The 13,444-nt window shown below is 46.4% G+C and carries 6 protein-coding genes; all 6 read right to left on the minus strand.

From position 1 onward, the window contains the following. On the minus strand, nucleotides 1-3,905 hold a 3,905-nt coding region (locus CLV42_RS23755; RefSeq protein ID WP_170117624.1), incomplete at its 3' end, for an Ig-like domain-containing protein. Between the two features lie 369 nt (nucleotides 3,906-4,274). Continuing rightward, nucleotides 4,275-5,765 (minus strand): calcineurin-like phosphoesterase C-terminal domain-containing protein, encoded by a 1,491-nt coding sequence (locus CLV42_RS23760; RefSeq protein WP_106604427.1) that lies wholly within the window; start codon nucleotides 5,763-5,765, stop codon nucleotides 4,275-4,277. A gap of 13 nt (nucleotides 5,766-5,778) precedes the next feature. Then, the gene (locus CLV42_RS23765) at nucleotides 5,779-7,293 is read right to left on the minus strand and encodes a DUF5689 domain-containing protein (RefSeq protein WP_106604596.1); all 1,515 of its coding nucleotides are present in this window, start codon (nucleotides 7,291-7,293) and stop codon (nucleotides 5,779-5,781) included. Between the two features lie 27 nt (nucleotides 7,294-7,320). Further along, entirely contained in the window at nucleotides 7,321-8,823 is a 1,503-nt protein-coding gene (locus CLV42_RS23770; protein WP_106604428.1) for a SusD/RagB family nutrient-binding outer membrane lipoprotein, read from the minus strand. An 11-nt stretch (nucleotides 8,824-8,834) separates the two neighbouring features. Beyond that, complete coding sequence (locus CLV42_RS23775; protein WP_106604429.1) at nucleotides 8,835-12,329, minus strand: SusC/RagA family TonB-linked outer membrane protein; 3,495 nt, start codon at nucleotides 12,327-12,329, stop codon at nucleotides 8,835-8,837. Between the two features lie 62 nt (nucleotides 12,330-12,391). After that, nucleotides 12,392-13,384 (minus strand): FecR family protein, encoded by a 993-nt coding sequence (locus CLV42_RS23780; protein ID WP_106604430.1) that lies wholly within the window; start codon nucleotides 13,382-13,384, stop codon nucleotides 12,392-12,394. Nucleotides 13,385-13,444 lie beyond the last annotated feature (60 nt).

Genomic DNA, 13,444 nt, shown 5'->3' on the forward strand with positions numbered 1-13,444 from the left:
TACGTATAAGTTCCATCCGCATTTACCACTACTGAGCCATGAGCCGGATCAGTAGCTTTCGTGAAGGTCAATGCGTCTCCATCAGGATCTGTACCAGACACTGAACCATTTACCGGAGTATCCTGGATAGTAGTCTTACTATCACCGGTACCAGTTGGCGGATTGTTTGGAGGTGGATTTACGGTGATGTTTACAGTAACGGTTGTAGTTCCGCCCTGTCCGTCGCTGATGGTAATAGTGAAACTATCTGTACCCTCATAACCCGTGGCTGGCGTATAGGTATAAGTACCATCTGTATTTACCACTACGGAACCATGAGCAGGATCAGTAGCTTTTGTAAAGGTCAATGCATCTCCATCAGGATCGGTACCAGATACCGAACCATTTACCGGCACATCCCGGGTAGTAACCTTGGTATCGCCGGTACCGGTCGGAGGAGTATTTACAGCTGTGATCAGTATCGGGAATGTCTTCGTATCCTGCAATGCTCCACCTGTACCGGTATTACCATTATCAGAAACATTTACTGTTGCTGTAACAGAAGCTGGTGGGTTATGTACTGAGGTATAGTTGAGATTATTGCCCGAAATAAATGCATTGATAGCTGTTAATGTACCCTGCAACACCAATGCATCAGGTGTACCACTCACGGTTACACCACCACCGGAGGTAGCGCTGAAACCACCTGATGGCACACTAATGGTAACAGTGATGTTACCCGTTCCTGCGTCAATATCAGCAACAGATATACCCGGAATAGGTGTCGCCGTTTCTTCTGTAACAGTAGCACCTGCTGGCACCGTCAATACTGGCGCATCGTTCACCGGATTAATATTGATCGTCATAGTGGCCGGTGTAGCCGCATATCCTGTGCCGTCACTCGCTACCCAGTCAAAACCGGTGCTGCCATTCCAGTCTGCATCCGGTACAAACGTAATGTTGCCCAGATCAGCAGCAGCTATTTCCTGTCCGACAGTCACTGCAGAGCCATTCAGCATCAGTGTACCATGCAGTGGCAGGGAAACGATCTTTATCTTATCCAGCGGAGATGCATCTGCATCGGTATAATGGCTGGTGAAATCAGTATTCTTGAAAGCCAGTGTATTATCCTCATCCCCCGATACGCTATTATCAGTCACCGTTGGCAGTCGGTTTGTGCCGACAGAAACAACAAATGTATAATTAGCTTTATCAGCGTCTGCATCGCTATTTTTAATAGTGATAGTAGCATTATAGATACCTGCTGAGTGAGATGCCGGATTGAAAGTAATTTCAAAAGTCGTATTGGCGCCACCATTCAGTGAGCTGGTAGCTGGTTGCGCGGTCACCGTAAAACCGGGATCTCCGCTAATGCTTACCAGCGGGGTACCTGTCAACGTCAGGATACCAGTACCACTATTCTGAATAGTGAAACTGTGTGCGATGGTAGCGCCGGTGGTCTGACCAAAGTCAGTGCCGTCAGCAGTGTTGGAAGTAGTACTATTATCCGGGATTGTAATGGTATTACCTGTTACATTAATACCCGGATTGGTCAGTATCTTAATCGTAGTCGTCGCAACCTGCCCGCTTTCAGTACCATCGTTGAGGGTCGTTGTGATAATGCGGTCAGTAGTATTAGGAGTACTATTCGTGTTTTTATACCCGAGCATCTTTATGGCGGCGATATAATCAGCCTGTGATGCCCGTCCTGACAGGGTTACTACACCTGTACCATCACCGGAAATAGTGATGCCTGCTGGTAATGTTCCTGTCAGATAGATACCTTCCTGCCCTGCGTCCAGTATATTAGTCAGTGTAATAGTAGCCCCATAAATATCGCTGGCGTCAGGAGATATGATAGTCAGGTCAGCATCTGCGATCTTCGCAGGTGTAGCGCTGCCTGCTGTAAAAGAGTTCAGGTAAGTATACTTACCGGTGGCACCTGAACTCTTATCCGGATCAGGATCTATAACAGGACAATTGTTTACATTAATTGTCTTTTTAAAGATATTATTATCGTAATAACACTCTCTGTAATAAGGATTCCGGGTATCCAGCGCCGACAGGGCGAATGGCGTACCTACCGCATGTCCGACACTACCCGGTACAAAAGTACCTTCATCGTTAAGGATCATGGTCAGGTCCAGCGTCGGAGTACTGATACTACTGAGGTCTAAGTCAAAAGTGAAATTCTTACATTCGCCCGACTTTATCGGTTGTTCAAGTGTATCGATGTGAATGAGTACTGCAGCCGGATTCACCGTTGGATCTCCGTTGTAAAAGGAAATCGGCATTCCACCGGTAGCATTACCTGCACCCGGATTACAAACGTTCACGGTCACTTTTAACTGGTTGCAGGTGGCTCCCTTTGAAAAAGTAATATTGGATGGATTAAAGGCCAGATCCGGACGCTGACCAAAGAAGTCGGCCGACAACAGGAACTGGTAAGTCTGATTGGCCAATCGCGTCTGGTTGGTTACAATCAGCTCGCTTTTGTCTTTAGACAGGGTGAACCTCAGATCATAAGAACTGCCTACCGGTGCATTTGCCCTAAACCCGACGGTATTAATATGATCATGCGTACTTGTGCTGTCCAGCGGCACATCTTTAAAAGCATAGTTGTCCTCACGTCTTCCGGTACCTGAATTAGATCCCACCATCTGGTAATAATATCCGGTGGCGGTTTCGTTCAACAGGTCTATATATCCATATGCAGCCAGCGAGTTCTCATTGCTCTCTACACTCAGATTGATCGCATTCGCCGTTTCATTGAAATAAATGAAGTGCGTACCGCTAGGTATTTTAAATGTCCTGGTCACACCTGCGGCAGGATATGAGTTGGCGGGAACAGATCTGATATCATTATCAATAAATTCGGCGCTCATTCCCTGCCCTACCCTTTTATAAAATTCGATGGTGTATGCATCATCAAAATCCCGGGCATAGGCCGCATCTCTTTTGATAATGAGATTAGATCCGGAAACATAGATCTGCGGATTATACAATCCTACAGCGCCAGCACTGGTATTCTTAGCTGTATAATCTCCCATGATGGCACCAGAGCTCACCATATCACTCGTAGAGGTGCTGCTAAGATTGCTGACCACATATGTAGATCTCCTGTCAACCGTACCTCCGTTTGCCAGGGTAACAAATCCATTTGTTAAGCCTGCATCCAGATCGATCGTGATATGCAGATTAGAATATCCTTCCTCTGTACCATTAGTACTGTTAAGGTCCGCGTTACTGGAGTTAATGCCTTTTGACGAAAGCGTAATGAGACTGGCTCCTGCTGGTATGGGCACCACGAGATCGGTGTTAAGAGATGTTGCACCATGCAAAAGCGCCCGGATCTCCGTAGGTAAAGGATCAAAGGAATTCGTAGCAGGTGAAAGATATTCTACATAATAGGAAGAATGGGTACCTGTTGCATTCTCAGCAATCTTCAATGTCGAACCAGAAATAGAAAAATTTACGTTATTGAGATCCGGCGTCTTATCTCCCAGCTTACTGCCATCAGGGATTTGGCCGCCCAGGATAACATCTCTCCAGCCATATACGTTCGTACCCGAACCATTTGTGAACGTGTTCTTTGCATAGTTCAGAAAACCGGAAGATGTGGATGAGGGTATATCAATAATAGCATTGATCGTGATAAAATCCTCGTCCCCCCTTTCAGGCTCAATCCCCGTTGACAGATCCCCCGTTTCAGAAGATACAAATACCACAATTGATTTGGTACCTGCAGGAATAGTAAAGGTCGGGGCTCCTCCACCGGGAGCTCTGTATTTAGTTTCCACTCCTAATATATTCGCCTTTTTTCCTCCCATCGGGCTACAAGGGCTGTAGGGCAACTGACTGAATACAAGGAAAGGAAAGAGCACCATGTTAATACTTAACAGCACTCTGATGAGATGTGGTTTCATAGGTACAACAAAGTTTACAGCTGCAGCAAGCTGCATGTTCACAGATAGAAAGGGATCACGCAATCATTACTTAAATGAGTAATCAAATGCCAATTATAATTTACCGAACAACGTCCAATTAACGTCCCATTAAAATAAAAAATGTCGAAAGTGAACAACTCACACATTCGACAGCACGAAATCCGGGACAAATATAGCTATATATAATAATATATTGGGAAAAAGAAAAGACAAGCCGCTTTCACGACTTGTCCGTAACTAAAATTTAATATCTGTGCTTGTTCTCTCCGTCTTCTCTGCTTCTTCTCTGCTTGTTCTCTCCTTCTTCTCTCCTGACCCCGAATGAGTTCAGATAGCCCTTACTGGAGTCTACAACGATTCCTCGTATACATTACCAAATCTGTCGGTTGCCTTTACAGTGATCTTCTTCGCATCCGGAGAAGGTTTAGCAAAGAACATATGGTCCGTCAGCGTAGGCTCTACGAACTTATGTTTCTTTGGCAACTGCGGACCAAGATACAGTTCCACCGCCCAGGGGTCATACGCCACACGGCGCTCCATCTGGCCTTTCAGCACACCGTCTTCATACCATTCCACCTTCCACTTATTATCCCAGTTCCATACGTTGGCTGAAATCTCATCCGGCGACTCCTGCACTTTTCCTTTTGGATAGACACGGAGCTGCTTTTCTTTGGGCATACCGGTGGATTTATAGTGCCACTTGATATCAGAGCCATCCACATCATACACACCATAGCCACCGGGCGTACCGTCGCCGCAGATAGGGCCCGTCCACCAGGCGCCACAAACAGTACCGTGGTTGTGCTCCATGATATTTCCTTCCTCCCAGTTGTCATTGAAGTGCGTATGCCCACTCATAATGTGCACTTTATAAGGCGCCAACATCTTATAAAGCTGTTTCCTGTTGGCTACAGTTCCTCCACCGATTTCCTCCGGCTTTCCTGCCCTTCTCTGTGCACCTGTAAATGTCGGGATGTGCAGGCTTAACACAATCGTACTGCCGGGTTTTACCATTGCCAGGTCCTGTTCCAGCCATTGCAGCTGATTTTCAGTGATATAGCCAATATAACTTTTAGCAGCGCCCACAAAGAACACATCATCCAGCACTATGTAGTGGATCTCTCCCCTGTTATAGGAATAATAGGTGGGACCAAACTGTTTTTTGAATGTATTCGAAGAGCCCTCATCCGCACGCGCCTCGATATCCATATCATGGTTACCGATCACATTGAAGAATGGAATACCGGAGAGGGCAACCGCCTGCTTATAGTCAGCGAATAATTCGAACTCGTCCCATACCAGATCGCCACAGCCAATACCATGTATCAGCGCATCTTTAGGATAAGATTTCACTACTGCCTGCAGATCAGGTACAGATTCGCTCATTAACAGCTCCACATCCTTCTTTGATTTCATCTGGGGATCCGCCCATACCACAAAGCTATGTTTACGGTCGTCCACCGCCAGTTTCTCCAGGCTGAAATCATTTTTAAATGAGCTGCTGTCTTTGGTAATCGGCCTGAAAAAGGTAGCGATCCCTTTTTCTTCCGGAAAAGCATATCCTGCGGGGACACTGATATAGACAAATTCCGCCGTTGCATTACTCTGCAGTTCATACTGTCCGTTCTTGTCTGTCAGCACGATGTTGATACCATCAGTTACCTGTACGCCCGGAATGCCTTTCCCTTTATTATGTACCTTTCCCTTCAGGGTAATATTGGAAAGATCAATATTACCGCGTCTGAATAATGGCTTTGCGTTCAGCATTGCCGAAGGCAGCGTGAGCAGCGATCCGGTAACACCTAAGTTCTTTAAGAATTTTCGTCTGTTAAGCGTCATAAACTATAAACTGTTATTCGTTTGTTTTGAGTACGGTAGATCCTTCTCCTTCAATCTCAGTGATAGCGGAGGTTTTGGTCAGCAGTACATTCTTCTGTACTCTTCCTTTTACCCATTTCCCCAGGCCTGGATTATAAACGCCACCCAACATATTGAAATAGCCCATGTCAGCGGTATTATAACTAAGGCTGCGTGTATTGGTTCCTTGTCTGTAGAACGGCTGCGATACCTTCGTACGCGGGTTGATTACTTTATAGAAGTCGTTTTTAGCGATACGGTACCCTTTTCCGCCAGAGTATAAGCTACCACCTGTGGCAATAAAGATCGCATCCACAGGCTTTGAATCTACTGTAACGGTAGAATCTTTGAATACCGCGATGCCGAATGCGTTACCACTGTTTGCCAGTAAGCCACCTGTTTTCAAACCGAACCCGTCACCATCATTCTTGGTATAATCAAAAGCCCGCACCCAGTTGCTGTTGCTCATGCTGGTAGAACCGGAACCATTGATCGTTTTACCGGAACCTCCCACATAGAAGAAGGTTCCCCTGGCTGCCTTGCCCTTGCTCAGGCTAAACTTGTAGGTACGCATCTCACCAGTTGCCCAACCTTTGGTCGGATAACCTGTCGGCGTTGATGCATTGGCATTATTAGTAATAACTACTGCAAAAGGCGTAGCCGCAAAATCGATATCAGTTATCGCCATCATCTGCACGTATTCATAGTTACCATCCCCACCCTTTACATCACTCATAAAACCGGTAATGACCGCAGGCGCTACTTCAATCGTAGAGCTGAGTGGCTCCACATCTGCTGCTGTACGTATCCTGAACTGTGGGGCCGTTCCGCCTGTATTAAAGAGAATACCAATGTAGTTAGCGTTAGCGATGGCTTTCTGCTGGGCAAAAGCAGCGTCGGATGCTGTATGCAGGATAATGTTATCATTGCCGTCATTCAGTACCTTATCGCCGGCCAATACATCATCAGGACCGGGCAGCGGATCAAAGCTTCCTTCTACGATCACCGACAATACACTTTCATAAGCGTCCGGATCCGCAAGCATTTCGTTTGATGCGGCCTCCATTGCAACAACAGCATTTCCTGAAGACACTTTTTTAATATCACTGTTTTTGATACCTGTAAGCTGCAGGATACCGTCCACTTTTTTCAGCACCGCTCCTTCCACATGAATGATAACAGAATCGCCAGGTACATAGCTCGCTGCATCTGCTCCCAGAGGAATCGCAATACCTCTGAGCAGCGATAAACGGCGGGCATCCTGTACAATCAGCAGGCCTGCAGGCAGGTTACCACCGGAATGGTCTGACACGACCATCGCTGCGATGCTGGTGCCTCCGCGCATGTTATCTATATTCAGTGTTACATCGCCATGTCCATTATAAAGGTTCCTGACATCATAGATGGCTATATAGGGGCTGATTTCCCCACCAGGATAGGTATCTTTTTTACATCCCCATAAAGAGATCAGAGACGATAAAAAGAAGGCGTATATTAAGATCTTTTTCATGACAGTATTTTTCATAATTAATATCAATTATGGTTTTTGCCACCAAACCTGTGTATAGATCTGATCAGGTCCCTGGCCGGCAACAGCTATTTTATAATTTGTAGGATTGGTAGATTGTACATATACCGGATACACCATTCTCGCCGGCATGACGCCATTGTTCTTCAAACCTGCACCTTTAGGCAATACCGGATGACCGGTACGGCGGTATTCAAACCACTGCTGCAGGTCTACCAGGAACAGCGCATAGTATTTCTGCAAATGGATCCTTTCCATCTTCTCATCAAAGGTTAAGCTGTCCATCCACTGAATATCTGCCTCTGTCAGGAAGTCTGTGATCTTCTTCGGCCATGAAGGCAGCCAGAGGGTAATACTTGCCAGCGCACCATCATTATAAAAAGTTTCCGCAGAACCACTTATCCAACCCTTTAATGCCGCTTCCGCCAGGATGAACTTCAGCTCAGCATAATTCATCATCAGACCTGTCAGTGGTTCTGTCATCAGGGAAGAAGAGGAGGTATTCGAATAGAAATAACATTTCTTTACCGGGTTCTCTCCCGGTGCATAACCGCTTGGTATACCCTGGTAGCTGCCGGAATAGGGAGCGATCCCCCACCTGTTAATACCACCAACACCATAGGTCGGGATATCAATACGAGGGTCATTCCAGTCTGATAGGTGGTCTATGAAGAAACTGGCCAGTCCCGGTTGTCTGAAGTCCTGTTCCCTTACGCTTAATAATGGAGAAGAATATGGCCCCACACCTGTCCATCTCAGGATCGCTGATTCATCATTGCTCGCCATGATAGGAAAGGTTTCCACGATCTGTTTGATCTTGGCCTTGCAGAATTCTGCCATTTCAGCTTTAGCCGATACTCTCATCAGCAGACGCAGATACAGCGAGTTTCCAAACTTGCGCCAGTTAGTCACATTACCACCGTACACAGGATCGCTGGAGGGCAGGATGCCTGTACCTGCCGATAATAGTACGTTTGCAGTATCCAGCCTACTGAAGATATCCGCATAGATATCTTTCTGCGTATCAAACTTCGGTTCGTAGATAGCACTGTCCTTTGCCAGGTTAGATTGAAAGTATGGAATATCACCATAGGTATCGGTCAGTATAGAATAGATCCATGACTGGCAGATCAGCGAAATACCCATATAGGACTTATTGTAGTTCAGCTCCTGGCTTGCTACCTTATAGATGTCCTTAAAGTTGGTCAATTCAGAATACAGGCCGTTATATAACGCATCCGATACACCAGGACGGTAGTCATATCTGAATACCCTTCCTTCCGCATCACTGGGATCTACGGTTACCTGCATCAACTCGTTGTTAAAGCTGCGGTTACGCAACATGGTATTTGTCAGGGCACCTACCAGTGCGGGCGCCAGCAGCTGCTGCGGCAGGGCCGTAGGCGTACCATTCGGATCTGTGTTGATCTCAGTGAAATTTTTCGTACAGGATGAGAGCATGATGCTACTCACCAATACAAGACTTGTTATTGTGTATATAATCTTCTTCATGCTTTCAAAAATTAGAGTACAAGTACCAGGTTGAATCCAATTGTACGGGTGGATGGGAACTGACCTATTTCAAAGCCCTGCATGATATCAGAGCCATTCAGCGTACCAAACTCAGGATCGAATATTGGCCAGTCTGTCCATATGAACAGGTTACGACCATACACACCGAATGTTGCACGCTGGAAACCGATGCGCTTAGCCAGTTTAGGATTCAGTGTATAGTCCAGGCGTGCCTCTCTGAATTTAACGAAGTCAGTACGGAAGGTGCTTCCTTCTGCATTGTCAACACCATAATGAGAGCGGTAATATTCGTCGATGTCAGTCGCTATTACGTCGTTCTTCCTGAATTTACCGTCGCCGTTCCCTACTACACCATTACCAATGATACCGTTATATCTTCCAGGCAATGTATTGGTTGTTTTACCCTGTTCTGCCAGTTTATAGTGTGTCAGTGAATGCGCCACACCACCATATTGTGCATCGAACAGGAGGTTCAGATGAAATTGCTTGAAGTAGAAGTCATTGCTGAAGCCCAGTTTCCATTTAGGATTGGTGTTACCCAGGTATTTCACGCCTTCTGTGATCAATGCCACACCGGTGACACCGTCATAGATCACCTGTCCGTCAGGAGCACGCTGATAACCTCTTCCATACAGGTCACCCATGCTGCCGCCTACCTTCGCTACCAGCTGACCGCCGCCTACCGGGCCATTCTGCAGTACCAGGGAGCTGTCAAGCAGCTTTTCGATCCTGTTACGGTTAGAAGAGAACACTACGTTGGTGTTCCATTTAAATCCACTCTTGGTGGTAACGGGCGTACCGTTCACGGCCAGCTCAATACCTCTGTTGCTTACTTCACCGGCATTGATCAGGATAGTGGTATAACCGGAAGCACGGTCAACGATACGCCTCAGGTGTTGGTCTTTACTGAGACCTCTGTATACGGCCAGATCAAAACCTACACGATTATTAAAGAATTTGGCGGCGGCACCAGCCTCGTAAGAAACTGTTCTCAGTGGCCGCAGATCCGGGTTAGCCAGCAGACTTGGATTTTCCAGGCCACCGGTATAGAGGCTGCCTGCTGATACATAGCTGTAAGCTGTCTGGTAAGCAGTAGTACCACCACTACCTACTCCGGCTGCTGACAGTCTGAGTTTGGCATAGTTCACCGCCTTAGGCAGTTTGAATACTTCTGAAGCAATAAAACTCAGGTTAGCTGATGGATAAAAGAAACCGGCATTGGTTGTACGGCTGGGAGTAGCCAGCGTACTGGTCCAGTCATTACGGCCTGTGAGGTCGAGGAAGAGGTATTCCCTATAACTCATTGCCAGCAAGCCGTAGAAGCTATTAATAGTATAAGTGCTTTTTGCAGGAATGGTTACTAGTGGACCTGCAGCATTTGCCATCGTATAAATGCCCGGATATGTCAGGGAGTCGGCACGTACCTCATCCTTGTTATAGTTGTTCTTCAGGTTACTGCCACCTGCAGTGATAGAGAACTCGAAATCTTTTGACACCTTTTTCTGGTATTTCAGCAGGAAGTCGCTGCTGGCTTCCATTGCGAAGATGCTCTGTGTACGGTAGCTACCTTTAGGCAGTTTGGCACCTGCATCATAAGGGCGTTCCTGTGAACGCTGCTCATAGGCAAAGTCTACGGAAGTTCTTACCTGGAGACTTAATTCTTTAGTGAAATTATAAGTAGCCTGTACGTTACCGGTAATACCATGACGGTTAGTCCGGTTAATGAACTCATAAGAAACCGCATAAGGGTTTTCAGGGAAGGAGCTGAAAGGATATTTGATCACTTTATTCTCCTGACCATTTGCCCAATAGTTTCTCAGCCAGTCCAGGTTTGCGTTCGGCTGCCAGAAAATGTACCAGTACATCAATGACTGGTTACCATAACCTGAACCCGGCAGGTTATCACTCCATTTGTTGGTATAGTTTACTTTGGATGCGATCTGCAGTTTATCGTTTACTTTAGAGTTAACAGACATGGATACGGTGTTACGTTTGTAACCGGTATTAGGTACGATCCAGTCGTTGTACACATTGGTAAAAGAAAAACGGGCAGTTGTTTTATCAGTACCACCATCCAGGCTGATGGTATTGGTAACGGTATTGCCGCTATTGAAGAACTTCTCCATCTGGTGAGGATAAGCCACCCATGGTGTCTTTTCTTTTCCTTGCGCCTGCGTTACAGGATCGTATTGGTAGAACATCTGTCCTTCGAAACGGGGACCGTAAGCGGAGCTTGTACCGCTGGTACTTGCCTTACCATCAGGAGAAGTACCATAGGAGTAATAGGTAGCACCATCCAGACCTTGTCCGTACTCATACTGCAGGGAAGGCCAGCGGTTGACTGTCTCTTTGGATGCATTCGAGTTGAAGGTAACACCAAAACCTTTCCTTTTGTGGCTACCGGACTTTGTTGTAATGATCAAAGCACCGTTCGCACCACGACCACCATACAATGCAGCTGCACCGGGGCCTTTTAATATAGTAATAGACTCAATATCTTCTGGGTTGATATCATTCAGACCGCTACCGTAGTCGGCCGGCATGTTATCACTGCTGGTACCATAGGAAGACTCTCCCGTTACGGCACTACGGCGACCGCTGCTCTGGTTGATCACCACACCATCTACCACGATCAGCGCTTCGTTATCACCACTCAGGTTACTCTCACCGCGCAGAATGATCTTATTGGAACCGGTAGGACCCGCATTGGACCTTACGAGGTTCAGACCAGCCACCTTACCAGACAGCGCGTCTGTCCAGTTGCCTGATATCGCGTCTGTCAGCTGCTCATTCTTTATTACAGACGCAGCATAACCCAGCGCTTTCTCATCACGTTTAATACCCAGCGCGGTAGTTACCACTACTTCGTTCAGGGCTTTGGCATCAGGGATCATCTGCACATTCAGCGACTGTGTTTCTGACACAGGAATACCACGGTTGGTATAACCTAGAAAGGAGAATACCAATGTAGTACCCGGAGAAGGTATTGCAAGCGTGTACTGACCGTAATTGTTGGTAACAGTACCCCTGCCACCATTTTTCGGACGTACGTTCACGCCGATCAATGGATCTCCTTTTTCATCTGTCACTTTACCACTAATAACAAGATCCGGTTGTTTACGCATGATTACAAAAGTGTTCCCATTGCGTACAAACTGATATTCGGTATTGCGCAGCGCTGTCCTCAATATTTCAGGAACAGTAGCGCCTTTCATATTTACGGACACCTTCACATTAGTGTTCACTTCATCCTCGCTATGATTAACGAGGTAGGGGGTGTTCTTCTGAATAAACACGAACACGCTTTTGAGTGGCTGGTTTTCAATTGAAATGTCCAGCTTAGGTTCATTTGATTGTGCGTTGACAGATGGCGCAAATGCTGCTAAAAATAAGAGTACTAACAGCCCCGCAGATCTGATTATTCCTTTCAGTTGCGGACAGCAATTCCCTAGCGGGGCTCCCCGCCTATTTGTACTTTTGTCCATGCATTAAAAAATTTAGCTTTGGTACCGAATTTTTACACCCCGCGTACGGTAGGGTAGTTTTTTTATTGTATTAATATTAGGTTGTCTGTAATAGTGTAGTCAATGTTACTCATCTGCTTCAGCTGCTGCATGATGTTCTGGATACTGTTGTTCCTGAAAGTAGCCGTATACCTGTGCTTCAGCAATGTTGAATCCTTCACATCGAAGCGTACTGCATACTTGTGTTGCAGTACCTGCAATACCTGCTGCAAAGCAGCATCCTGGAAAGCTAACTCTCCCCTTATCCAGGCTGTCGTAGTTGTAGTGTCTATGTCCTGTTTTGTAATTGTCCCTTTATATTTATCTATTACCGAGCCATTGCCTGCTGTGAGTTCGAGCCAGGGCGTTACTGTCAGCAGGTTTTCCAGGGCTATTTTACCGCTGTTAACAGATACGGATGCATGCCTTTCGTCCCTGTAATCTCTGATGGAAAAGGAGGTACCCAATACCCTTACTCTTACCTGTGGCGTTTTGACAATAAATGGATGCGCCACATCTTTTGCTACATCAAAATAAGCCTCCCCCTCTTTGAGGTATACCAGGCGTTCTGTCCCTTCAAAATTCTCAGGATAACGTAATTCACTCCCACCATTGATGGTAATGCGTGTACCGTCTTTTAATATCAGTGTACCCTGGTTGCCATCTGGCACCCTCATTACACGGAAAGCTTGCCCTGCCTTCCTGTTAAAAAGACCCGTCGTCTTTCTCAGGAGAAAAGTGCTGCCTGCTACCAGGACAAGAATCGCAGCATACCGGCTGATCTTTTTCCAGTTAGTCAGCCACATTACCTTACCGGCAGGTTTTACCGTCTGCTTTAAGCGGCTCAGTGCTGCGTTCACTTCTTCTTCAGGCAGCTGGAACTTACCCTTCTGTAAATAGTCCTCTACAGGAAATAACGCCGCATGCTCCTCTTCAGTGAGAGTCGCCAATACATGCTGTAACTCCTCTTTCTCAGCGGAGGTCAATTTACCTGATCTGAAATCTTCCAATCTTTTCCGGATGTCCTGTAGGTCCATTTAGCTGACTTTGTTTTGTGCGTTTATTATAAGAACCACAAAACAATCGTGTTACCGTCA

This window comes from Chitinophaga ginsengisoli, assembly GCF_003014595.1.
In the GTDB taxonomy this organism is placed as follows: Bacteria; Bacteroidota; Bacteroidia; order Chitinophagales; family Chitinophagaceae; genus Chitinophaga; species Chitinophaga ginsengisoli.

Bases quoted from the DNA above. Each gene is read 5' to 3' on its own strand.
- CLV42_RS23780 (WP_106604430.1), bottom strand. From the start codon at position 13,384: ATGGACCTACAGGACATCCGGAAAAGATTGGAAGATTTCAGATCAGGT.
- CLV42_RS23765 (WP_106604596.1), bottom strand. From the start codon at position 7,293: ATGAAAAAGATCTTAATATACGCCTTCTTTTTATCGTCTCTGATCTCT.
- CLV42_RS23760 (WP_106604427.1), bottom strand. From the start codon at position 5,765: ATGACGCTTAACAGACGAAAATTCTTAAAGAACTTAGGTGTTACCGGA.
- CLV42_RS23770 (WP_106604428.1), bottom strand. From the start codon at position 8,823: ATGAAGAAGATTATATACACAATAACAAGTCTTGTATTGGTGAGTAGC.
- CLV42_RS23775 (WP_106604429.1), bottom strand. From the start codon at position 12,329: ATGGACAAAAGTACAAATAGGCGGGGAGCCCCGCTAGGGAATTGCTGT.